Origin of the sequence: Planococcus salinus (assembly GCF_003719725.1) — a bacterium.
Lineage (GTDB): Bacteria > Bacillota > Bacilli > Bacillales_A > Planococcaceae > Planococcus > Planococcus salinus.
The window spans coordinates 305307-328794 of record NZ_RIAX01000001.1 but is presented as its reverse complement, the minus strand read 5'-3'; the positions used below and the strand labels follow the sequence as shown (position 1 = coordinate 328794).

Below are 23488 nucleotides of genomic sequence, written 5' to 3'. Positions count from 1 at the left end.
ATGACACATATATCTATTATATCAACACTTTTTAATAGTACAAATCGGAGCTGGTTTTTCAGTTTTTCCGTTGGACGATCAAAGTTGTCAATTCTTCCAGCAACGCGCAGTCACTGTTCAGTGAGCGGATGGCACTGATCGCTTCGGAGGCATGGAAGTCCAGCTTTTCTTTCGCTTTCGGCAACGTCAACAGACTTGGATACGTGCTTTTTTCGCTCGATTCGTCTTTTCCGGCGGTTTTCCCCAGTTCCTGGGAAGTACCGGTGACATCCAGAATATCATCCTGGATCTGAAAAGCGAGTCCGAGGTGCTCGCCGAACCTGCTGAAAGACACCATCTGTTCTGGAGTCGCCTGCCCCAGAATCGCTCCAGCTAAAATGCTGTAAGTCAGCAAGGCTCCCGTTTTCAACCGATGCACTTGTTCCAATTCTTCCAATGACAATTTTTTCTCTTCACCTTCTATATCCAGTACCTGGCCGCCGACCATGCCTTCTGCTCCTGCAGCGACACTCAGCAAATCGATCAAGCGGATTTTATCATCACTGGAGACATGTTCCAAACGCGCAATGATACCAAAACTATAAGTCAACAGCGCATCACCTGCAAGTATAGCGACTGCTTCCCCGTAAACTTTATGGTTGGTCGGCATCCCTCTGCGGAGGTCATCATTGTCCATGCTCGGCAAATCGTCGTGCACCAGCGAATACGTGTGGATCATTTCGATGGCCGCCGCCACTTTCAATGCATCCGGATGGCGGACACCCAGTTCACGAAGAACGGCGAGAAGCAGCATGGGGCGGATGCGTTTACCGCCTGCCTGCAACGAATAATCCATCGATTCCTTTAAAGGCGCCGGTATCGACAAAGCGGAGATCAGTTCTTTCAATTGCTGCTGTATCAATGGTTCGTTCATTTTTCTGAATTCAGTTAAGTTCATTTCGCTGTCCCGTCCGTTTCTATGTCCACCGACACTTCTTTGCCGTCATTCATCATCGTCACCAGCTGCTTTTCTGCATTCTGCAATTTGTCATGGCATACTTTTGACAGCTCCATCCCTTTTTGATAAAGCGTCAATGCCTGCTCCAAAGGTACGTCTCCTTGTTCCAATTGACGCACAATCTCTTCCAATTGTTCCATTGCTTCATTGAATAGTAATTGTTTTTCTGCCATTTTACGAATCTCCTTCATTGCGTGGGATAATATCGGTTACGGAAGTTTTCAAAGAACCGTCTTTCATTGCTATTATCAATTCATCTCCGCGTGCTACCTGCGCGATGCTTTTCACAACCTCGTCACCTTTGTAATTGATGCTGTAGCCGCGCTCCATGATTTTTAAAGGACTCAGCGCATCCAGTGTCCGCATGGCTGAAGAAAGCTGCTGCGACCGCGACTTTAAAGTATTGGCCGCCAGCTGATCCAAACGCTTGGCCAGCTGGTCAACCTCCTGTTGCGACTGCCGGACTTTCTGCATCGGCAGCCGGTTACGGAACTGCTGATCGAGATTGCTGTACCGTTCTTTGGAGCGGTTCATGTGCTGGTCCATCTCCCGCTGCAGCGACTCTGTCGCCCGTTCCACCCGCTCGATGAAAGGGCGGTACAGCCGGTCCGGATAAGCCAGCGGCATCGATGACTTCAAGCGGTCCAGAGATGCCCGTTCCTTCGAAATCGAGTTGGCTGCCATGCGGTACATGGCGGTCCGGTAACTCAGTATACGCTCAAGCAGTTCCGTTTTGCTCGGAACAGCCAGCTCTGCAGCCGCAGTAGGGGTTGCCGCTCTCAAATCTGAGACGAAATCTGCTATAGTGGTATCGGTTTCATGGCCGATTGCACTGATGACCGGAATCCTGGAGTGAAAAATGGCGCGTGCCACGGCTTCTTCGTTAAATGCCCACAGATCTTCTATCGATCCGCCGCCTCGGCCAACAATCAACACATCCGCATCGCTCTCATTTGCTGCCTGTATGGACTTGACAATGGAAGGCGCAGCGCCGGTTCCCTGAACCAATGTCGGATAGAGTACCACTTTCGCCAATGGGTAACGCCGGCTCAGTGTAATCATAATATCACGGACTGCTGCACCGGTCTGGGCTGTGACGACAGCAATTTTTTCGGGGAAACGCGGCAATGATTGTTTGTGCGCAGCGCTGAACAAGCCTTCTTTCGCCAATTTCTCCTTTAACTGCTCAAAGGCAAGATAGTAATCGCCGATGCCGTCCGCCTGCATGGAATGGGCGTATAATTGATACTGCCCCGCCGCTTCATAGACCGAGACATCTCCGCGGATCAGTACAGTCATGCCGCTTTCCGGCTTGAACTTTACAGTTTTGGCATTTGTTGAGAACATGACCGCCGGCAGCCTTGCAGCATTGTCTTTCAGCGTAAAGTAAATATGGCCGCTGGTGTGGATTTTCACATTCGACAATTCCCCTTTGACATACACATTGCGCAAATGGGGATCTGCATCAAATTTCTTTTTTATGTATTTCGTCAACGCTTTGACGCTTAAATATGGGTCGGTTGCCAAAATTACAACCCCTTCTGTCAGAAATTAAAAAGCTGCCTTTCTTTCGAAAAACAGCTTTGTTCCTGTTTATTTTACATGGTTTTGCCTTATTTGTCTTTTGTTAAGCCATATTCAGCTGATTGCACGGTGTTTTCCATCAACATCGCAATCGTCATGGGCCCTACACCACCCGGTACCGGTGTCATATAGGAAGCGGTGCCTTCAACATCCGCAAAATCAACGTCTCCGCATAATTTCCCGTCTTCGTCACGGTTCATCCCCACATCAATTACGACGGCTCCGGGTTTCACGTACGACCGGTCGATGAATTTTGCTTTGCCGATTGCCGCGATCAAAATATCAGCTTGCTTCGTAATCGATTCCATATCCTCCGTTTTTGAATGGCAATAGGTGACCGTTGCATCTTTTTGAAGCAGCAGCTGGCCGACAGGTTTGCCGACTATGTTGCTGCGGCCGATCACCACTGCGTGTTTGCCTTTGGGATCAATGCCATAGTGCTCGAGCAATTTGATGATGCCATGTGGAGTGCAGGGTAGAAAAGCCTCTTTGCCGATCATCATATTGCCGATCGAAACCGGATGAAATCCATCGACATCCTTTGACGGATCAATGGCCAGGATAACTTTAAACTCATCAATATGGGCGGGCAAAGGCAGTTGCACAAGAATTCCATGAATCGCGGGATCATTGTTCAACTCGTCAATGGTTGACAACAATTCATGTTCCGTCAGTGTATCGGGAAATTGATGCAGATCTGAGCGCATGCCGAGTGCTTCGCATGTTTTCTTCTTATTTTTCACATATGTATGGGAAGCGGAATTTTCCCCAATCAGCACAACTGCCAAACCGGGGACAATCCCTTCCTGTTTCAATCGGTCCACCCGTTTTTTCACTTGGTCTTTGATTTTTTGGCTTACTGCTTTACCATCAATTCTTGTAGTCGACACATGGATTCCTCCAACTCAGTTTTGGGATTCATTTGTAACTTTGGACAAGACACCATTGACAAAACGGCTGGACTGCTCGTCCCCGAAAGTTTTGCTCAATTCGATTGCTTCGTTCATCACGACCCGGGAAGGTGCGTCTTCCATATAATTCAGTTCAAAAACTGCCATACGCAATATGGTGCGTTCTATTTTCGGCAAACGTTCAAGCGACCATTTTTCCAGATGCCCTTTCAATTGTTCGTCGATTGCTTCCATGTTGGAATGAGTACCCTTCACCAATGATTCATAAAAATGATCGGTTTCGTCTTCCATGACATGGCCAATGGCTTCCGCAATTGTCAGTTCAGTGCCTTCCAATTGGAATAAGGTCTGGAGCGCCTTTTCACGTGCTTCGTGTCGTTTCATATAATTTTCGTTCTCCTTTTCACAGCTGATTACTCTTCATTATACAGATAATCCATATGAACTTCTATGTTTGGAAAGAAGTTGGCTAAAGTAATTTGCAGCCGCTGATACCCTCTTCACACTTACAGTCCAGGCATACAGTTTTTCTCTTCAACCAGCCAATAAAAAACTGTCCGAACAGCCAGGTGCTGGCTGTTCGGACAGTGCAGTAATCATTCCACTTCATGTTGTGGTTCAAATTGAACACCGGTGATGTGGACATTGACTTCCTGGGTTTCCAAAGAAGTCATATTCTCGAGCGTTTGCCGTACTTGCTCCTGTATTTTCAAGGCTGTTTTCGGAATCGACACCCCGTAATTGATGACACAATAAATGTCAATCATCAGGCCGTCATTGGAAAGTTCGGTTTTTACACCTTTGTTATGGACTTTCTTGCCGAGACGTTCCACAACACCCGAGGCGAAATTTCCCCGCATGCTGGCAACCCCTTCAATATCAGAAGCAGCAATACTGGCGATGATTTCCAAAACTTCCGGAGCAACTTCGATGTTCCCTAAATTCTGCGGTCCTTTTGGTTTCATTTGCACATAAGTCGGTGCGGTTTTTTCAGCCATCGCTATTCCCCTTCCTTATGATTTCAGCACATCGTATTTTTCAAGGAATTTTGTATTAAAGTCACCTGATTTGAAAACTTCGTGATCCATCAGTTTCAAATGGAAAGGAGTTGTGGTAAAAACGCCTTCAATGACAAACTCGCTAAGGGCGCGCTTCATTTTCGCCACCGCTTCTTCGCGGGTATCAGCAAATGTGATCAGTTTAGCGACCATCGAATCATAATAAGGCGGAATGCTGTAGCCGGGATACATCGCTGAGTCAACCCGGACGCCCATGCCGCCCGGCGGCAAGTACATTTCAATGGTGCCGGCTGATGGCATGAAGTTTTTCTCCGGATTTTCAGCATTGATCCGGCATTCGATCGACCAGCCCTTGAATGTTACATCTTCCTGCTTATAGGCAAGCTTTTCACCAGAGGCGACTTTGAGCTGCTGCTGAATCAAATCGATGCCTGTAATCATTTCCGTAACCGGATGCTCCACTTGAATGCGTGTATTCATCTCCATGAAATAAAACTGCTGGTTTTCCACATCAAAAATGAATTCAACTGTTCCTGCCCCGCGGTATTCCACAGCCTGAGCCGCTTTCACAGCAGCTTCGCCCATTTCAGCACGGAGTTCAGGAGAGATGGCCGGAGAAGGGGCTTCTTCTACCAGCTTTTGCATGCGCCGTTGAATCGAGCAATCCCGTTCACCTAAATGGATGGCATTGCCATGAGAGTCGGCAAGCACCTGGATTTCCACGTGCCGGAAATCTTCGATGAACTTTTCAATGTAAACGCCCGGATTGCCGAATGCAGCAGCAGCTTCTTTTTGCGTCATCTGGAGGCCTTTGATAAAATCTTCACGCGTTCTTGCCACGCGGATCCCTTTGCCTCCTCCACCGGCAGTCGCTTTGATAATGACCGGAAAACCGATTTTGTCAGCGATTTTTAAGCCTTCTTCTTCGTTCTGGACAATCCCTGTGGAGCCTGGGACAACCGGAACCCCTGCTTCCCTCATTGTTTCACGCGCTACATCCTTCGTGCCCATTTTCGAAATTGCATCAGAAGTAGGGCCGATGAACATGATATTGCACGCTTCACACAGTTCTGCAAAACTGGAGTTTTCGGCTAAAAACCCATACCCCGGGTGAATGCCATCGCAATTTGTCAGCTTGGCGACACTAATGATATTGGAGAAATTCAAATAACTGTCTTTCGACAATTTGGGGCCGATGCAATAAGCTTCATCCGCCATTTCCACATGAAGCGCATCTTTATCTGCTTCCGAGTACACCGCCACCGTCTTGATATCCATTTCTTTGCATGCCCGGATGATGCGGACGGCGATTTCCCCACGGTTTGCTATTAAAACTTTCTTCATTGTCATCGTCACCTCTCCTTTCTCAGTTTGTTTTTACCAGGAAAAGAGGCTGACCATATTCTACGAGTTGCCCGTCTTTCACGAGAATTTCAGCAATTTCCCCATCTACTTCCGCTTCGATTTCATTGAACAGTTTCATGGCTTCGACGATACAAACAACTTGATCAGAAGTCACTTTTGTCCCTTTTTGGACATAAGGGGCTTCTTCCGGAGACGGAGATTGATAAAAAGTCCCCACCATCGGTGAAAGGATCTGGTGCAAGCCTTCGTCTGTCGACACTGAAACTTCCGGAGCCTCCTCGGTTGCAACTGCCTCTTCTTTAGGCTCTGAAACAGGTGGCGCGGCAACCGGAGCTGCCGCCGGTTTCACCGGTTCAGCCGATTGTACTGATACGGGTTCGCTGCTGGATGAAACTGCACCCGTCATGTTCTTTTTCAGCTTTACTTTGGTACCTTCAGACTCGTATGTAAATTCGTCGATTGAAGACCCATCTACCAATTTGATGATTTCGCGGATTTCCTGAATTTTCAATTCATCCTACTCCCCTTTATTATGTATAGTTTTTTACTACATTTCCATTTTAGACTTTGTGCGGCTGATTGGAAACAGCCGAAATGACTTTTTATAAAGAGGCCTCTTTATAAAAGAGGCCCGTTTTAGTCTTTTAAAAGCTGTTAAGCCCGTGATACATATGAACCGTCTGTCGTGTTGACGATCAGATTGTCCCCTTCATTGACGAAGAAAGGCACCTGCACCGTCAAACCGGTTGAAAGTTTTGCCGGTTTTGACCCACCACTCGCTGTATCGCCTTTGATGCCTGGGTCTGTTTCGACCACTTCAAGTGTAACCGTATTCGGCAGTTCAACTCCGAGAACTTCTCCCTGGTATTGAATTACTTGAACTTCCATATTTTCCTGAAGGAATTTCAATTCGTATTCAATGTTTTTTTCAGGCAGTTCAATTTGATCATAAGTCTCGGTATCCATAAATGCATGCATATCACCATTGGCGTATAAGTACTGCATTTTCCGGTTATCGATTTGTGCTTTTGCCACTTTTTCGCCTGCACGGAAAGTTTTTTCATTGACGTTTCCTGAACGCAGATTGCGCAGTTTTGAACGGACGAAAGCTGCTCCTTTCCCCGGCTTTACGTGCTGGAATTCCATGACACGCCAAATATCGCCGTCCACTTCAATCGTCACACCTGTTTTAAAATCGTTTACTGAAATCATATTCGTTCCTCCGTTTGTTATAGAATGCGTAGCTCTTTTGTGGAGTTGGTCAACCGCTCATTCCCTGACTCAGTTAACAGTATATCATCTTCAATACGTACTCCGCCAACTCCCGGCAAATAAATGCCCGGTTCCACCGTTACAGCCATGCCTGCTTCGAGTACAGCCTGGGATCTGAAAGACAACCCGGGTGCTTCATGGACCTCCAGGCCGATGCCATGTCCTGTCGAATGTCCGAACGCATCTCCGTACCCCTTGGATTTGATGTAATCACGGGCAATGGCATCCGCTTCAACACCGGTCATGCCAGGAACGATTTTTTCAAGTGCCAGCACTTGTGCATCCAATACGATCTGATAGATTTCCTTCAATTGCTCAGAAGCTTCGCCCACAGAAACGGTGCGTGTAATATCAGAGACATAGCCGTTATAAAGCGCGCCGAAATCCAACGTGACAAAATCTCCCTGCTCAATCACCTTGTCGGTTGCCACGCCATGGGGCAATGCCGAACGAAGCCCGGAAGCTACGATGATATCGAACGAGGAAGAAGAAGCTCCCTGTTTCCGCATGAAGAATTCGAGCTCGTTTGATACTTCCAGTTCCGTTCGACCGGCACGGATGAATGTACAAATATGTTCGTATGCGGCATCCGCTATTTCAGCGGCCGTCTTCAGAATGCTGATTTCTTCCGCCGTTTTGAACATCCGGATTTTTTCAATGATTCCACTGACCGGCTTTAGTTCCGCGTCCATTTTGTCCCGGTACTGTGTGTAGGAAGAATAAGTTACGAAATCCTGCTCGAACGACAGCACTTGGATTCCTTCTGCTCTTGCAACAGAAGCTGCTTCTTCCAATAAAGTTGTTTTCGCCTGCACCACTTTAAATTCGCTTACCTGTTTGGCTGCTTGTTCGGTATAGCGGAAATCAGTGATGAAGAAAGCCTTCTCACCAGTTACCAGAGCGAGACCTGATGTACCGGTGAATCCGGTTATGTACCGCAAATTATAAGGACTTGTAATCAGCAGAGCCGCAATGTTTTTTTCTGACATTTCTTTTCTTAATTTTTGTAGTTTCAATAGAGTCATCCCTTCTGTCTACGTAGTAACAATGCATACAGCGCAATCTGGTAAACTTCTTTTCCGAATCCGGCGATCTGGCCGGCAGCCACAGGAGCAATATAGGAATGATGACGAAATTCCTCGCGTTTATGGATATTTGATATATGTACTTCGATGACGGGTACCTGCACCGATGCGATGGCATCACGGATCGCGATGCTTGTATGGGTATAGGCACCGGCGTTCAAAACGATGCCGTTCAGGCCGTCGTCATCAGCCTGATGAATCCAATCAATCAATTCCCCTTCGCGATTGGACTGCTTGCATGTCAAATCGATGGCGTTATCGGAGGAAAAGTTTTGCAGTTCACTCTCCAGCTCAGCCAGCGTAAACGTGCCGTAGGCGTCTTTTTCCCTTTTGCCTAACCGGTTTAAATTAGGGCCATTTAAACACAAAACCCGCATTTTCCACACTCCTCTCACTCACGTCCTTTCTCATTTTATCACAGCAGCAGAATTGAACAACTATTTCGAAAAGGATTGGCAATTCAAATGGTTTCATTTTTCTTTCTTGGTTGTCTAATGTTTTGTTTTTTTGGAAATTTTCCTTATGTAATATTCTACATATATTAACCTTGCACTCTTTACTCCACATAAAAACGCGACGGCCTGAGCCGTCGCGCTGTTTTTCCCTGATTTTACTGTAGTTAACAATCAATTGAAGAAGCAAGAAAACCTATTTTACAAGCCGCATTTCAACTGGGCGCTGCAGTTGGTGCAAGTGTTGCAGCCACCCATTTCTTCAACCGTCCCTTTCCGGCAGACCGGGCAGGTATTGCCCACTTCCGAGCCGATCGTGACATTCGTCGACCGCAAATCCTGAATGGTGTCGATCAGGACAATTGGACGCTTTTCTGTCACTTCTTCCTGCTCATGCCGGTTGTCTTCAAATGTATTTTCTTCCGCTTTCAGCGTCAGCACCTGGGAGTCACGGCTGCCGTCAACATATACCGTTCCACCTTTGGCGCCGCCTTTGTAAAGACGTTCGTAAACGCCCTGCACCTGTTCCACTGAGTAACCGCGCGGTGCGTTCACCGTTTTGGAAATCGACGAATCGATCCATCGCTGGATGATGCATTGGACATCCGCATGCGCTTCCGGAGCCAGGTCCATTGACGTAACAAACGCATCCGGCAGATTATCTTCATCCGCTTCCGGGTTGTTCTTTAAGTATTCGCGAACAATATCCGCCTTCACTTCGATAAATTTGCCGAGGCGGCCACTGCGGTAATACGTAAAGGAATAATAAGGCTCCAGACCGGTGGAGACACCCACCATCGTTCCGGTTGACCCTGTCGGCGCCACCGTCAACAGATGGGAATTCCGGATTCCGTTGGCGAGTACCGCTTCCCGGATGTGCTCCGGCATGCCCTGCATAAAGCCTGTTTCTGTGAAAGCCTTACGCAATTCGGCAGTTTCTTCGTCCGTTTTCCCGACAAGGAATGGGAAGCTTCCGCGTTCCACCGCCAAATCAGTCGATTCTTCATAAGCCGCTGCAGCAATCGTTTTGAAGATTTCATCCACCAGTTCGTTGCCTTCCGGCGAACCGTACTCCTTGTCACAATAAATCAGCAGATCCGCAAGACCCATGACACCGAGTCCGACTCGGCGTTCGCCCAGTGCCTGTACACGGTTGTCTTCCAGGAAATACGGCGTCACATCAATGACATTGTCCTGCATACGGACGCCGACGCGGACCGTTTCTTTCAAAGCGTCAAAATCAACCTGCTTCGTTTTGGCATCCGCAAACTGTGCCAAATTGACGGCAGCCAGATTGCAGACGGAATAAGGGGCCAGTGGCTGCTCGCCGCACGGGTTGGTCGCCACCACTTTTTGACCGTATGCTGCTGCATTCGTTTTTTCATTGGCATTGTCGATGAAGAATATTCCCGGCTCAGCGGAATAAGTCGCACAGACATTGATGAGATTCCACAGTTCACGTGCTTTCATTGTCCGGTATGTGCGGACTTTATGACCCATTTTTTCCCATTCACGGACATCACCGATTTCATGCCATTGGTCGTTGTAAACAGCCATTTCTTCTTTTGAGTAGGATTCCACTGCCGGGAAACGCAAGTCGAAATCTGCATCGTTTTCCACAGCTTCCATGAAATCACTTGTCAGCGTGACCGAAATATTGGCGCCGGTTAAAAATTCTTCGTTATGAACCGAATAAGTTCCGCCATCACGCAATTTCGTTTCTGCGTCACGCATGATGTTTTCATTGAAACCACCCATGCCCGGAATGGTGCGGTAATTCAGAATCCCCTGATACATCGCTTCTTCCTGTTCCGTTAACGGTTTGAACTTCAGTTTTTCATTCGCCAGTTTTTTGATGGTGTCGTCTTCGGTATTTTCAATCAGGTAACGCAAAATCCGCGGGTTCTGCATTTTGGAAATGATGAACTCCGCAATATCAGGATGCCAGTCAGCCAGCATGATCATCTGTGCTCCGCGTCTTGATCCGCCCTGTTCAACCAGGTGCGTCAGTTTGGCGATATCGTCAAGCCAGGAAACCGAGCCGGATGATTTGCCGTTCACTCCCCGCGCCAAGGTGTTTCTTGGGCGGAGCGTCGATCCGTTGGTACCGACGCCTCCCCCGCGGCTCATAATCTCCATCACTTGCTTGCGGTGATCTGAGATGCCTTCCCGGGAGTCCGCCACAAACGGCATGACATAACAGTTGAAATAAGTTACATCCGTGTCTGCTCCGGCACCGTATAAAACGCGGCCTGCAGGGATGAATTTCAGTCCGACCAGCTGCTCGTAGAATTTTTCAAACCACTCCCGGCGCTTTTCCGGCGTTTTTTCAGCCGCTGCCAGCCCTGTTGCATTGCGCTTGGCAATCTGTTCATAATAAACTTCCAGCGGTTTTTCAATGACATCCAGCGAACGGGTGACCACGCCGCTTTCCTGTCCTGCCGCATCATCGATGGCACTTCTGTAATCAGCTTCGATCCAGACCTGCGCTTTGTTGGCTTGTTTATCGATTGAAACGATGAAGCCCAACCCGCGTGCCGGAAATTTCGGATCTTCCTTAACCGTCAGAACGACAAAGTCTCCTGCTTTCAACGTTTTCTTTTCGGTGTCTTTAAAAGAGTAACGGTCAATCATAACGAGGCGTGATACACCTTTGTGTGTAATTTTCATATCCGGTGTAATCGCGTGTACTTGAGGAAATGATTTAATATCCCCGTTTAAAGAAGCCACATCCAGTGTATAATGAGATTGTGCGGCGATAACCATGTGACAATTCCTCCCTTATCGTAAATAAATGCAAACACTATATATAGTATTATTACAATTCCCAGCATACTATATGTTGAAACTTCTTTTCAATGACATTTTTTTGTTTTCGATTCATCCCCTGTAAAAACCCAGGTGCCAACAGGCTTCCCCGGGAAAAAATAAGCACAAAGACATGCTAGGTCCGAAAATTCCATTCATCCTTGGCATATCGCTCTTGTTCAATCGATTTGACAAACTCCAATTGCTCGCTGCTCAATATGTATGGTTTTAAGTCAATTTCCAGCGCTTCTTCAAATCCGCTTTTAAATGCTGTAATACATTCCTCGACTTTTGCCGGTGTTTTTCTCAGCGAATTGATGGAGACAGCTTTTTCGAGTAATTTTTTGCGCATCCGGTCTTTGGCTTCTTCAGTGGAAAAACGGAAAACCGACAATAATTTCTCCGCATCCAAATCAATCAGGATCGCTCCATGCTGCAATATAACCCCTTTTTGCCTTGTTTGGGCACTGCCCGCCACTTTTTTTCCTTCAACGACCAATTCATACCAGCTTGGCGCATCAAAACACACAGCGCTTTTCGGCTTTTTCAAGTCGGCTCTTTTCTCTTCCGTATCTGGAACAGAAAAATAGGCATCGAGCCCCAAATTCCGGAACCCCTCCAATAAACCGCCACTGAGCACGCGATATGCTTCGGTCACCGTCTCCGGCATGTCGGGGTACTGTTCACTGACGATGATGCTGTAGGTCAATTCGTGTTCATGAAGCACACCCCGCCCGCCTGTCGGTCTTCGGACAAAGCCCAATCCGAGCTTTTTCACAGCTTCCATATCAATCTCTTTATCCACTTTTTGAAAATACCCGACAGACAGCGCTGCAGGTTCCCACTGATAAAAACGGATTACCGGGGGGATAAGCCCTTCATTATGCCAAATAAGCAACGCTTCATCAAGAGCCATATTAAAAGATGGACTACAAGGCCCAGAGTTTACAAAAATCCATTCCGGATTATTCACAAGATCGCCTCCTATTTCGCTATTAAGTGTAACATTGCCATTGAATAACCGTCACCGCTTCTTTTATAATAATAGAAGAATAGAAAGGGGCAAGAACATTGGAATTTTTGTATATCACGTTAGCCGTCGTCGCTGTCATCCTGGTGTACGCGGTCATTTCTTTTATGCGTATCCGTAAGACGGTCACGACTCTGTCACAGGAGAAATTCATCGAAGGCTATCGCAAGGCACAGCTGATCGACGTACGGGAGCCAAAGGAATTCGCAGGCGGCCATATTTTAGGAGCCCGCAACATTCCGCAGTCCCAGTTGCGCCAGCGCTACAAGGAGATCCGGCCGGACAAGCCGGTTTACCTGTATGATCAAAACGGCGCCCGCAGTGGACGTGTCGCTTTGTTTCTGAAGAAAAAAGGTTACACCCAGCTATACCTGCTGGATGGCGGTTTCAAAAAGTGGACCGGAAAAATAAAATCCAAATAAGAAAAGCGCAAGCGCCCGTGTAGCTTTGACGGGCATAAGACGATCTGGCGAAGCGGCATGTTTTCAGCCGCACAGCCGGAGTGGCTTATGACCCCGAAAAGCTGGGCGCTGGAGTCTGGACAAAGAAAAGCGCAAGCGCTCATGTTTCACAGGCTCTTTGTAAGATAAAAACTTTATACTTTCTTAAATCTTAGGAAAGTAAAAACTCCGAAGCAGCTGCTTCGGAGTTTTTTGCTATTCCGGCTTATAGTAACGCAAAACGGGCTTGCGTGCAGCCTGCGTTTCATCAAGCCGTGAAATGACCGTCGTATGCGGAGCATTTTGGACAACTTCCGGATTGTCTTCAGCTTCTTTTGCAATTTGGATCATGGCATCAATAAATGCATCCAGCGTTTCTTTTGATTCGGTTTCCGTCGGTTCGATCATCATCCCTTCTTCCACGTTCAACGGGAAGTAGATGGTAGGCGGATGGTAACCGAAATCCAATAACCGTTTTGCCATATCCAATGTGCGAACCCCCAATTTCTTTTGGCGTCGCCCGCTCAGAACAAACTCATGCTTGCAGTGGCGGTCATACGGCAAATCGAAATGAGGCGCCAGCTTGCGCATCATGTAATTGGCGTTCAATACGGCATATTCCGTCACTGCTTTCAGGCCGTCCGGTCCCATTGTACGGATGTATGTGTACGCCCGGACATTGATGCCGAAGTTTCCGTAGAAAGGTTTGACTCTGCCGATCGATTCGGGCCGGTCATACTCGAATGTAAAACGTTCACCTTTTTTCACAAGAACCGGTTTTGGCAGATACGGAATCAGGTCTTTTTGAACTCCAACGGGACCTGAACCTGGACCTCCACCGCCGTGTGGCCCTGTAAAAGTTTTATGCAAGTTCAAATGGACCACGTCAAAGCCCATGTCTCCCGGGCGAGCTTTGGACATGACCGCATTCAGGTTGGCACCGTCATAATACAGTTTTCCGCCGACTTCATGGATGATGGCAGCCATTTCCAAAATCTGCTCTTCAAATAACCCGAGTGTATTCGGGTTGGTCAGCATCAAAGCTGCCGTGTTTTCATCAACGACCCGCTTGAGGTCTTCCAGATCAACAAGGCCATGCTCGTTTGATTTCACGGTCACCGTTTCAAATCCTGCCACTGTGGCAGAAGCCGGATTGGTTCCGTGTGCCGAATCGGGCACGATGACTTTTGTACGGTTCATATCACCATTCGCTTCGTGAAAAGCACGGATCATCATGAGGCCCGTCCATTCACCATGTGCACCTGCTGCCGGTTGAAGTGTCACTTCGTCCATGCCTGTGATTTCCTTCAAATGCTCCTGTAGATCATACATCAACTCCATGGCACCTTGTACGGTTGACTCTTCCTGCAACGGATGAATGTTGGCGAAGCCTGCAAAGCGGGCAACGTTTTCATTGATTTTCGGGTTGTATTTCATCGTGCAGGAACCCAGTGGATAAAAACCGGAATCCACGCCGTGATTGCGTTTCGATAAAGCCGTGTAATGGCGCATGATATCCAGTTCAGCCACTTCCGGCAGTTCCGCGGCTTCCTGGCGGATCAGTTCTTCCGGGAACAATTCGCTCAAATCGACTTCCGGCACATCGAGTTCAGGCAGGCTGTATCCTGTCCGTTCTTCTTTCGTCAATTCAAAAATGAGTGGTTGGTTTTCCTTATGCATGAGTAGCCCCCATTTCCCGCACTGCAGCAGCAAGTTCCTGTACAAATGCGTCAATCTCTTCTTTTGTCCGTTGCTCTGTAACTGCGACCAGCATATGCCCTTTCAGCTCTTCATAGCTGCGGCCCAGGTCATAACCGCCGATGATATGGAAATCCAGTAACTTGGCGTTGACTTCTTTGACAGGCACTCCTGTTTTGACAACGATTTCGTTGAAGTGGGCTCCGTCAAACGCGATGTCAAAACCGGCTTTTTCCAACTGCTGTTTCATATAATAGGTTTTGGAGATGTTCTGTTTCGCCATTTGTGCTGTCCCCACTTTGCCAAGTGCCGTCATGGCCACGGAGGCAGCCAACGCATTCAAAGCCTGGTTTGAACAGATATTGGACGTCGCTTTGTCGCGGCGAATGTGCTGTTCCCGCGCCTGCAAGGTAAGCACGAAGCCGCGGCGGCCGTCTTCATCGACTGTTTCTCCTACCAGGCGCCCCGGTACTTTTCTCATCAATTTTTTAGTGACGGCGAAATAACCGCAATGGGGACCGCCGAACGCTTCTGCAATTCCGAATGGCTGTGCATCGCCGACCGTAATATCGGCACCAAGTTTTCCAGGAGGCGTCAATGCGCCAAGCGCCAACGGATTGGAAGATACAGCAAACAAAGCGCCCGCTTCGTGGATCACCGGTTCAAGCGCTGTCAGGTTCTCCACCTGCCCGAAGAAGTTCGGATACTGGACCATGACGGCTGCCACATTATCGTCCACCATCTCTTTTAACGCTTCCACATCGGTATGGCCATTTTTCAATGGAATTTCTTCCACTTCAATCGACTGGCCCAATGCGTAGGTCCGTACCACATCACGCGTCTCCGGATGAACTGCCTGGGAGACCAGGATTTTTTTGCGCTTCGTATGTCCTGCAGCAAGCATCCCCGCCTCCGCCAATGCTGTTCCTCCGTCATACATGGAAGAGTTGGCGATATCCATGCCCGTCAATTCGCTGATCATGGTTTGGAATTCAAAGATCGCCTGCAGCTCGCCTTGCGAAATTTCCGGCTGATACGGCGTGTAAGCTGTATAAAACTCGGATCTGGAAATCACATGGTCCACGATAACCGGCTTGTAATGGTCGTAGACGCCCGCTCCCAGAAACGAAGCATAGTCATTGGTATTGGCATTTTTTGAAGCGATCCGGCCCAATTCCTTCATCAATGAAGATTCTGATTTGGCCGCCTTGATGTTGTATTCGCCTTTAAAACGGACTTTTTCAGGAATGTCGTTAAACAATTCGTCAATTGACTGAACGCCAATCGCTTCCAGCATTTCTTTTTCATCTTGAGACGTCATTGGTAAATAGCGATGTTTCATCGAGTGCTGTCCCCTTTTCAACTAGATTATTTTGAACGTTTGTAAAATGGCGTTTCCACTGTCACTGCTTTCAGGCGTTTGTTGCGGATCTCTACTTCAAATTCCGTTCCCATCACTGCATGTTCACTGGAAACGAGAGCGAGGCCGATGTTTTTCTTCAAAGTCGGCGATTGCGTGCCCGTCGTCACTTCACCGATTTTTTCACCGTTTGCATAAACCGGATAACCGTGTCTTGGGATGCCTTTGTCGATCATTTCAATACCGATCAATTTCCGGGGTACTCCATTTTCTTTCTGGGCAGCCAATGCCTGCTGTCCGATAAACTCTGTTTCCTTTTTCAGCTTCACCACAAAGCCGATTCCCGCTTCAAGCGGTGAAATGTCTTTGGACAGCTCCTGCCCGTATAATGCCAGACCGGCTTCAAAGCGCAGCGTATCGCGGGCCCCCAGACCCGCTGGAACCACACCTTCCTGTTCGCCTTCAGCCAGAATTTTCTCCCATAGCGCCACTGTGTCTTCCGGACCGGCATAAATTTCGAAACCATCTTCTCCGGTGTAACCTGTGCGTGATACCAATGCCGAATGCCCAGCGATGTCTACTTCCTGCTGAAAACGGAATGGCTTGATGGCCGACAGATCGGTGTCTGTCAGGCGCTGCAGAACCGGTTCCGCCAGAGGGCCCTGCAATGCCAGCAAACCATATTGATCGGACAGATTATCGATTTCGACATTGCCGGAAACGGACTTTTTCATCCATTCAAAATCCTTGTCGATATTGGACGCATTGACGACCAGCAGGAAGTGATGATCAGAGATTTTGTAGACCAGCAGATCATCCACCGTTCCACCGTCTTCATAACACATAGCCGTATATTGCGCTTGTCCGGCTTTTACTTTGGAAACATCGTTGGTCACGAGCTGCTGCAGATAAGCTTCACTATCGGTACCTGTGACGCTTATTTCGCCCATATGGGACACATCAAACAATCCCGCTCTGGTCCGCACTGCTTCATGTTCCTGTTTAATGCTTGAAAATTGAACCGGCAGCTGCCAACCGCCAAAATCGATTGTTTTTCCACCATACTTTGCATATGATTCAAACAAAGGTGTACGTTTTAACTCTCCCATCCATCTTCCTCCTTTTTTTCTCAAATCCCATCCCTTATTGCGGTTTGTACATGCTCATAACCAAACCGGACAATAAAAAAAGACAGAGATTTCCCTTTAAAGGGAAATCTCTGTCCTGGAACCTGAAAGTTTACCGTCGAAATGGTTTTCCTCTTTGGTAGCTGCTGTGCAGCATTCTCCAGAGATGCGTCCCGTACGAGTCTTTTTGCCTGAGAGATTCATAACTTCCGTTACTTGCTCCTTCGGCGACGCTTCCACGTTCTCTCCCCGTACGTTCATCCGCCCAAATTGATTGATTTGGTCCAACTTGTTATACAGAATAGTATAACTTCGTCTATATCCTAACATTGTTTCACGCATATGCGCAATCTTTTTTGTACTCTACTGAAAAACGAACATTCCATGAAAAACATTTAACTTTATTCGCCTTTCAGTCGATTTGCTTGATATGCGGCAAATTCCGTAATTTGCCGCAATGTACGGAATTCCGTCCGGATCCGGATGTGGGCTGTTGCCTTGTAATCACGGTAGCGTGATTTGTACAAGGCTTCTATTTCTTCTCTGGTGGAGCTTCTGACAATCGGCCGGTTGCGGTCCCGATGAATTCGCCGCCAGATTTCTTTGAATGGGGCATCCAGGAAAAGAACCAGGCCGGTTTCACGCATGATTTTCCGGTTGATTTTTCTCATTGCCACACCGCCCCCCGTGGAAATGATGCAATTATCGTTTTTGAAATTTTGCAAAAACTCCGTTTCCAGATTTCTGAAATGCTTTTCGCCGTCCTGCGCAAAAATCTCCGGGATGGTTTTGCCCGTCTGCCGGACAATTTCCTTGTCCATGTCATAGAAAGGCAACTTCAGCAGAAAACTCAGCCTCCTGCCGACTGCGCTTTTCCCGCAGCCCATAAATCCTATTAAATAAATTCTCTTCATCCTACCACCCGATACTACCTTACTCAGGTATTTTATTTTTCTCGTTTTCCATTAGTAGTTGTATAGTAGCATGTCTGTGCATATTTTCCAAACCATCATATGTTTTATAGTGGATGGTATACAAGCTAAACTGATGGGAAACCAGGATGAGCGCCGATAGGAAAAAGATGAGAGAGATGGGATACAAAGCTCCCCGGTTGCATTTAAGGAGGCGTAATAACATATTCTGCACGCTTTGTTATGCCGCTCGAGAGATGGGCAGTGATAAAAAGCCGCCTTTCTTTAATTTCGAAAAAACAGTGGTCAATTTCTGTGAGCATGATTTCATGCCCCAGGCGGAATTTCTGTTTACGGATGAATGTTCCATAACTCTCGATATCATATTCTGTTCCCTGGTGCATGACGCGGATGCCACCTCCATCGTTGATGAGCTCAATCGAATCGACTTCGTAAAGGTAGGTTTGAAAATCGATTGTGAACAATTGCCATTCCAAATGCTGAGAATCGAGATCTTGTGAGAACGACAGGGCGAACAGGAAAAACAGGACAATCAGCGGCAGCAAAGTCAATAAGAGAGCCAGGTCCAGTAACGACTGAAGAAGCATATAGCCCCGGTTGTCCAGCAGTTTCAGTCCAGGCATAGAATTTCGCCTGCACCTTTGTAATTTTCATATTCTACACAAACGCTGACCCCGATTGCCCAGCTGTAAACCACTCCATCCACCAGCCGTTCTCCTTCTGCGGAACCGCTTGCCTTCATCTCTTTCGCCCCTTCGTACATGGTTTCATAAGCCGCTACACGTTCTTTTTTCAATTGAAGGGACTCCTGCAACTGCTGGCTCACCGGCAAAACCGCCCCGAACAACAGCATGACAATAAAAAGGCTCAGCATGGTTTCTGCCCAGGATATGCCGCGCTCATTCAGAAAGAAGCACCCTCCCTTTTCCAAGATAAATGGTCATACTTTTTTCCCCTTTGCTTGTGTTGAATTTCAATGTGCCCGGATTGACAATAGAAGCCTGTGGATTGAAATAAACAATTGTGATGTTGCTGGATCGTTTAAACGAGACGGAAGACGGCATCTGTCTGACCCGTATAATGTCATGGGCATTGCGGGCAATTTCATAGGATTGGGTACCTTCCCGAAAGCTGATCACCACAGACGTTTTTGTCCTGTAACTCTCACTTTGCGCAAAATAGATGTCCTGCAGCAAAATATCGAAAAACCGTCGCTCTTCCTGTCCTGTATCAAAAACCCGGTAAGCTGGAAGAGTGACGGCCACCACGGCCATCAGGATAAACAAGGCAAGAGTCGCTTCGAGCAGTGTAAAACCGCCCTTTTCCTTTAAGACCCGGATGACACCACTCCGTCCACCGAAATCACGATGGCTTTTCCGTTTGAGCAGCTGGTGTCTCCGGTTTTCAAATATCCTTTACTGACCAGATCTTCAATATCAGGAATGGCTTTTTCATCCATCCGATAAGCTTCCACTTGTCCCTGCACCATCTGGACGAATGCTGTGCATCCCTTATCGTCCACAGCCGATGTCTGCTTGGCGACGTTCGGGATAGCTAAAGCGATCAATACGGTGATGATGAGCATGACAATCAGCATTTCAATCAATGTGAACCCTTTTTCGTTCTTCAATATACGCATACGCTTCCCCCTCAGATTGTTTGAACTAAATTATACATCGGCAATAAAATTGCCAGGTAAGCCCCTACTATGCAGACCGCAATAATGAGGAAGAAAACCGGCTGGATGATCCGCAGCAGCCGTTGCATCTGCTGCTCAATCCGCTCCATCAGCACCTCGCTGTAAAGGATCAGCTCCTTCCCCAAATGCCCGGTCAGTTCTCCGTGTTGAGCAAAAGACGGCATGTCATCTGCAAAAAATGGAAACCGTTCCAAAGCTGTTGATAAAGGCTGCCCCGTCAAAATCTCTTTCTGGCAAGCTGCCGCCAGTTTCCGGATGATGGAATGATAGTCCTGCTTTTCCAGCAATTGAAGCGAGTGCTGCAGCGAGATGCCACTGTGCAGCAGCGTACCCAGTTCTTTCGCCAAAAGATGCGACCAATATAGCTTCATCATCCGGCACACCCATGGGATGGAAAGAAGCCACTGAATCTGTCGGTCAGCAGACTGCTTTTTCAGGAGCCACCGGAAAGCGACAAAAACGGCTGCGCCACTCCCAAAAAGACCGATAAACAAATCCGGCAGATTCAATAAGTAAGCAGGCACATCAGCCTGTCCGTCTGTCTGCATCGACTGCATCAATTCGGTCAGGTTCGGCACATAGTTTGTCCGAAAAAAAAGAAACAGGATGGAAGTAAACACCAGCAACGAGACGGGATAAAGCAGGATGCTTTTCAGCTTTCTTTGGATTTGCTCAGTACGCGCGAAACTTTTGGCAATACCTTCGATCGATTCAGCCAAACGGCCATGAAATTCTGCAATTTCAACGGGAAACAGAACCTGTTCCTTGAAACCGAGAAACCGCAGAATTTCCGCGGCGGTGCCGCCATTTCTTAAAATAGCGGTAATGCCGGCAGACGCTTCTCCAGCTTTCCGGGCATGGATCGGCAGCAAAAGCATCAATGCTGTTGGCAGTAAATAGCCTTCATTCATCAGAACGGCCATACGGGAAAGAAAATGTTCACGTTCTGTAATGGAAACCTGCTTGCCTGGTGTACGACGGATCAATCGCACCGATCTTCACCCCTTCCCTGATTTGTCCGTCAAATGACAGAGCTTCCGGTAAACTGTAAACCTGACGATTTTTCGCCGATTGTACAGCTTCCAGCAGCCGGTCGGCATGAAGGATTTCAAACAAAGCGCGGTATGAGAGATCCGGTTGTCCAAGGCTGGGAAACATCGGGATGATGCGTTGAGCGGCAATGGCCACCAGTGTCTGCGCCATATCTTCAAACGAGATTCCCAGATCATAAAGACGGTGCAAACAGCCGACCGAGTGCTTGGCATGAATGGTCGAAAACACCAAATGACCCGTCAAGGCCGCACGCACGGCAATTTCCGCGGTAGCGGCATCCCGTATTTCGCCAATCATAATAATATCCGGATCATGCCGCAATATCGCCTTTAAGCCGGCAGCATAGCTGAGGCCGGTTCTTTCATTGACCTGGATCTGCAGCATCGACTGGTTCTTGCGTTCCACCGGGTCCTCTAGAGTGATGATATTGCGGTTTAAATTGTCGCTGCAATGTTTCAGCAGAGAATACAAAGTCGTCGATTTTCCGCAGCCTGTAGGGCCAGTCAGCAGGATCAGGCCCTGTGGCTGCTGCGCCAGTTTTTCCAACAGCCTCGCTGAATCGCGAAAAGCCGCCAATTCATGGACTGTTTGGGTTTCTTCGTCAAGCATGATGCGGATGACAATGCTTTCTTTTGTCAAAACAGAAGGCAGCGTCGATATCCGGAAATAATAAGCTTTGTCTTTAAGTGGGAGTTGGAAAGATCCGGTTTGGGGTTTTCGTCTTTCACTGATGTCTAAAAGGGACAGGTATTTGAAATAGGCAATCATTCGATCTCCAAGATCGTGGGGGATTTCCGTCACTTGCCGCAGCGATTGAAACGAGCGGAAAGAAACAGCGTAGCAGGATGTTTCGGGTTTGATGTGGATGTCTGTAGTATTTGCTTCCACTGCCTGTTGCAGCAAATTGAAACTTCGGCGTTCGATAATCTCTTGCATAGCCACCTCCTGTTTTGATGGGAACAAAGACCGCCCTTTGTTCCCCCATAGTATAACCAGTACTTTTTTGAAATGGAATACTTTTCCTTAAAATAAATTTTTGACCCCTTGTTTTCAGGGCAAATCCCATTTTTGCGCCTTCCCTTAGTTACGCTTCCAGTTGTTGAAACAAGAAGTATGGTAAGATAATTTTCACAATACACGGGTTTGTCACAAAGAAAGGCCAACTCGTTGTTTACACATTCGCCAGGTTTCCTATATAATGAACAAGAGATTATTGTGTAGTGGCAGAGGAGGGATTACCCATGGATAATATGTTCAAACTAATGGGATGGTGGACAGGTATATTTGCGGTTCTTTTTTATGTCGGTGACATGATCGAAGTATCCCTGATCATGGTAGCAAATACCGGATTTTTTGTTCTTCTCGGTTTCTTAAATGTATCTGAACGCATGTATATGTATATTTTCGGAGCATACTTAACTGTTTTCTTCGTCGGCTTCACTTACTATGCGACGTTCATTCACGTGCCGGGCGGAATGCATTAATCACAACTTCAAGACAAACAAAAAAGCGGCCACACCGGCCGCTTTTTTGTTTGTCTTTATAAGTTTTTAAGGAACGGATTGCCCGCTATTTCCGCCTGAGGCGTCGTATCCGGGCCATGGCCTGGAAACAGCACCATTTGCTCAGGCAGCGTCAGCAGCGACTCCCTGATCGATTGCAGCAGCTTCTGCTCGGAGCCGTCTATCAAGTCCGTGCGCCCGATGCTGCCGCGGAATAAGGTATCTCCTACAACAGCGAAACCTTCTGTTCCGAAAGAATACGAAACGCTTCCCGGTGAGTGTCCCGGTGTATGAAAAAGCTCCATCTCAAACGGACCGATTTGGAGTACCCGTTCTTCGTTTAATAACACATCCGCTTCTTTGATCCGGTAATCCGGTAACATGGCATATTTGCCGGAACCATTCAAATTCGGAAGGCCCAGCCACTCTCTTTCCAGATAATGCAGATAGACGGGAATCGAATACCGTTCCCGCAGATCATCAACCGCCCCGATATGGTCAAAATGGGCATGCGTCAGTAAAATGGCCAACGGATTCAGGCTTTTCTTTTGAAGCAATGCGACAATCCGTTCGCTTTCTTCACCGGGATCGAAAATCAGACAATCTTTGTCGCTGTTGGAAACGATATAACAATTAGTCTGCACCGGCCCCAGTTCCAATTGATCAATTTTCAGCATTTTTTTCACCTCTCCTGCATTATAACAAACTCCGCATCGTTCATGGGAATGACAATTTTAGCTCTCGACAAAGCCGGAATAATTCTTTACAATAATAAAGAGAACAAGACTGCATCATTTCGTATGGGTGAAGGGAGTGTCATACATGAATTTGCTAATGGTAATATTTGGTCTGATTGCAATTGTTGCAGCAATAGGCACTGTACAAACATTTAAAAACAAAGAAGTTTTAGGATTCTTATTCAACTTTGGAACTTTCGCGATTTTCGGTGCGTTTACAGTTGCCACCATCATTACACAAGGATATCCACCAAGCCTTCATTAATCGTCAGAAAAGAGCTGGTGCCCTATGGCATCAGCTCTTTTGTTTTGCCTGGAAATCAAAGAACGTCAGCAAAATACATGGGTCGGACTCCCTTCGGCCCTGTATTTGCGCCAAAGAAGCCCGGCGGTGTGTTTTTTGCACCGCGCAGCTAG

General features: G+C 47.5%; 27 protein-coding genes and 2 riboswitches. Of the genes, 3 read left to right on the top strand and 24 right to left on the bottom strand.

The genetic code is table 11. From position 1 onward, the window contains the following. Positions 1-58: 58 nt before the first annotated feature. The 13 genes from EEX84_RS01635 to EEX84_RS01575 form a co-directional block, all read right to left on the bottom strand. Positions 59-937, bottom strand: a complete 879-nt coding sequence (locus EEX84_RS01635) for a polyprenyl synthetase family protein (protein WP_123163827.1) — start codon at positions 935-937, stop codon at positions 59-61. Continuing rightward, positions 934-1170, bottom strand: coding sequence for an exodeoxyribonuclease VII small subunit (xseB, locus tag EEX84_RS01630; RefSeq protein ID WP_123163826.1), 237 nt, complete (start codon positions 1168-1170; stop codon positions 934-936). The genes EEX84_RS01635 and xseB overlap by 4 nt, the downstream gene beginning before the upstream one ends. Before the next feature lies 1 nt (position 1171). Next, the gene (gene xseA / locus EEX84_RS01625; protein WP_123163825.1) at positions 1172-2524 is read right to left on the bottom strand and encodes an exodeoxyribonuclease VII large subunit; all 1353 of its coding nucleotides are present in this window, start codon (positions 2522-2524) and stop codon (positions 1172-1174) included. A gap of 86 nt (positions 2525-2610) precedes the next feature. Further along, positions 2611-3471: a bifunctional methylenetetrahydrofolate dehydrogenase/methenyltetrahydrofolate cyclohydrolase FolD gene (gene folD, locus EEX84_RS01620; RefSeq protein ID WP_123163824.1), complete on the bottom strand. Its 861-nt coding sequence runs from the start codon at positions 3469-3471 to the stop codon at positions 2611-2613. A 15-nt stretch (positions 3472-3486) separates the two neighbouring features. Further along, complete coding sequence (gene nusB, locus EEX84_RS01615) at positions 3487-3876, bottom strand: transcription antitermination factor NusB (RefSeq protein ID WP_123163823.1); 390 nt, start codon at positions 3874-3876, stop codon at positions 3487-3489. Positions 3877-4088: 212 nt separating this feature from the next. Then, on the bottom strand, positions 4089-4490 hold the full coding sequence (locus EEX84_RS01610) for an Asp23/Gls24 family envelope stress response protein (protein WP_123163822.1): 402 nt from the start codon (positions 4488-4490) through the stop codon (positions 4089-4091). A 15-nt stretch (positions 4491-4505) separates the two neighbouring features. Further along, the gene (gene accC / locus EEX84_RS01605) at positions 4506-5855 is read right to left on the bottom strand and encodes an acetyl-CoA carboxylase biotin carboxylase subunit (RefSeq protein WP_123164036.1); all 1350 of its coding nucleotides are present in this window, start codon (positions 5853-5855) and stop codon (positions 4506-4508) included. A 22-nt stretch (positions 5856-5877) separates the two neighbouring features. After that, positions 5878-6387, bottom strand: coding sequence for an acetyl-CoA carboxylase biotin carboxyl carrier protein (gene accB, locus EEX84_RS01600; RefSeq protein WP_123163821.1), 510 nt, complete (start codon positions 6385-6387; stop codon positions 5878-5880). Positions 6388-6530: 143 nt separating this feature from the next. Continuing rightward, the gene (efp, locus tag EEX84_RS01595; protein WP_123163820.1) at positions 6531-7088 is read right to left on the bottom strand and encodes an elongation factor P; all 558 of its coding nucleotides are present in this window, start codon (positions 7086-7088) and stop codon (positions 6531-6533) included. A 17-nt stretch (positions 7089-7105) separates the two neighbouring features. Further along, positions 7106-8173 (bottom strand): M24 family metallopeptidase, encoded by a 1068-nt coding sequence (locus EEX84_RS01590; protein ID WP_275669721.1) that lies wholly within the window; start codon positions 8171-8173, stop codon positions 7106-7108. Beyond that, positions 8170-8610 carry a type II 3-dehydroquinate dehydratase gene (gene aroQ / locus EEX84_RS01585; protein WP_123163818.1) on the bottom strand — a complete coding sequence of 147 codons (441 nt, stop codon included), beginning with the start codon at positions 8608-8610 and terminating at the stop codon, positions 8170-8172. Before aroQ ends, EEX84_RS01590 begins: the two co-directional genes overlap by 4 nt. Positions 8611-8886: 276 nt before the next feature. After that, positions 8887-11451 (bottom strand): vitamin B12-dependent ribonucleotide reductase, encoded by a 2565-nt coding sequence (locus EEX84_RS01580; protein WP_123163817.1) that lies wholly within the window; start codon positions 11449-11451, stop codon positions 8887-8889. A 178-nt stretch (positions 11452-11629) separates the two neighbouring features. Further along, positions 11630-12409, bottom strand: a complete 780-nt coding sequence (locus EEX84_RS01575) for a lipoate--protein ligase family protein (RefSeq protein ID WP_192892906.1) — start codon at positions 12407-12409, stop codon at positions 11630-11632. Positions 12410-12564: 155 nt separating this feature from the next. Here EEX84_RS01575 and EEX84_RS01570 point away from each other — a divergent pair, with 155 nt between their 5' ends. Continuing rightward, positions 12565-12945 (top strand): rhodanese-like domain-containing protein, encoded by a 381-nt coding sequence (locus EEX84_RS01570; RefSeq protein ID WP_123163815.1) that lies wholly within the window; start codon positions 12565-12567, stop codon positions 12943-12945. A gap of 234 nt (positions 12946-13179) precedes the next feature. Here the strand turns inward: EEX84_RS01570 and gcvPB are convergent, their stop codons facing one another. The 10 genes from gcvPB to comGA all read right to left on the bottom strand — a co-directional run bounded on the left by gcvPB (position 13180) and on the right by comGA (position 21768). Beyond that, positions 13180-14643, bottom strand: coding sequence for an aminomethyl-transferring glycine dehydrogenase subunit GcvPB (gene gcvPB / locus EEX84_RS01565; protein ID WP_123163814.1), 1464 nt, complete (start codon positions 14641-14643; stop codon positions 13180-13182). After that, positions 14636-16003 carry an aminomethyl-transferring glycine dehydrogenase subunit GcvPA gene (gene gcvPA, locus EEX84_RS01560; protein WP_123163813.1) on the bottom strand — a complete coding sequence of 456 codons (1368 nt, stop codon included), beginning with the start codon at positions 16001-16003 and terminating at the stop codon, positions 14636-14638. Before gcvPA ends, gcvPB begins: the two co-directional genes overlap by 8 nt. 26 nt (positions 16004-16029) lie before the next feature. Next, complete coding sequence (gene gcvT, locus EEX84_RS01555) at positions 16030-17130, bottom strand: glycine cleavage system aminomethyltransferase GcvT (protein WP_123163812.1); 1101 nt, start codon at positions 17128-17130, stop codon at positions 16030-16032. Positions 17131-17236: 106 nt separating this feature from the next. Then, positions 17237-17316: riboswitch (glycine riboswitch) on the bottom strand. Position 17317: 1 nt separating this feature from the next. Further along, positions 17318-17409: riboswitch (glycine riboswitch) on the bottom strand. A 140-nt stretch (positions 17410-17549) separates the two neighbouring features. Continuing rightward, positions 17550-18062 (bottom strand): shikimate kinase, encoded by a 513-nt coding sequence (locus EEX84_RS01550; protein WP_123163811.1) that lies wholly within the window; start codon positions 18060-18062, stop codon positions 17550-17552. A gap of 203 nt (positions 18063-18265) precedes the next feature. After that, the gene (locus EEX84_RS01545; protein ID WP_123163810.1) at positions 18266-18703 is read right to left on the bottom strand and encodes a ComGF family competence protein; all 438 of its coding nucleotides are present in this window, start codon (positions 18701-18703) and stop codon (positions 18266-18268) included. Next, positions 18691-18954 carry a hypothetical protein gene (locus tag EEX84_RS01540; protein ID WP_123164035.1) on the bottom strand — a complete coding sequence of 88 codons (264 nt, stop codon included), beginning with the start codon at positions 18952-18954 and terminating at the stop codon, positions 18691-18693. The genes EEX84_RS01545 and EEX84_RS01540 overlap by 13 nt, the downstream gene beginning before the upstream one ends. A gap of 25 nt (positions 18955-18979) precedes the next feature. Then, complete coding sequence (locus tag EEX84_RS01535; protein ID WP_123163809.1) at positions 18980-19366, bottom strand: GspH/FimT family protein; 387 nt, start codon at positions 19364-19366, stop codon at positions 18980-18982. Between the two features lie 41 nt (positions 19367-19407). Continuing rightward, positions 19408-19719, bottom strand: coding sequence for a competence type IV pilus major pilin ComGC (gene comGC / locus EEX84_RS01530; protein WP_123163808.1), 312 nt, complete (start codon positions 19717-19719; stop codon positions 19408-19410). A gap of 11 nt (positions 19720-19730) precedes the next feature. After that, positions 19731-20771: a competence type IV pilus assembly protein ComGB gene (gene comGB, locus EEX84_RS01525; RefSeq protein WP_240033895.1), complete on the bottom strand. Its 1041-nt coding sequence runs from the start codon at positions 20769-20771 to the stop codon at positions 19731-19733. Beyond that, positions 20719-21768 carry a competence type IV pilus ATPase ComGA gene (comGA, locus tag EEX84_RS01520; RefSeq protein WP_123163807.1) on the bottom strand — a complete coding sequence of 350 codons (1050 nt, stop codon included), beginning with the start codon at positions 21766-21768 and terminating at the stop codon, positions 20719-20721. Before comGA ends, comGB begins: the two co-directional genes overlap by 53 nt. A 305-nt stretch (positions 21769-22073) precedes the next feature. Here comGA and EEX84_RS01515 point away from each other — a divergent pair, with 305 nt between their 5' ends. After that, positions 22074-22316, top strand: coding sequence for a DUF2626 domain-containing protein (locus tag EEX84_RS01515; protein WP_123163806.1), 243 nt, complete (start codon positions 22074-22076; stop codon positions 22314-22316). Between the two features lie 56 nt (positions 22317-22372). Here the strand turns inward: EEX84_RS01515 and EEX84_RS01510 are convergent, their stop codons facing one another. After that, positions 22373-23011, bottom strand: a complete 639-nt coding sequence (locus EEX84_RS01510) for an MBL fold metallo-hydrolase (RefSeq protein ID WP_123163805.1) — start codon at positions 23009-23011, stop codon at positions 22373-22375. A 145-nt stretch (positions 23012-23156) separates the two neighbouring features. Here EEX84_RS01510 and EEX84_RS01505 point away from each other — a divergent pair, with 145 nt between their 5' ends. After that, positions 23157-23336 (top strand): DUF2759 domain-containing protein, encoded by a 180-nt coding sequence (locus EEX84_RS01505; protein WP_192892894.1) that lies wholly within the window; start codon positions 23157-23159, stop codon positions 23334-23336. Positions 23337-23488 lie beyond the last annotated feature (152 nt).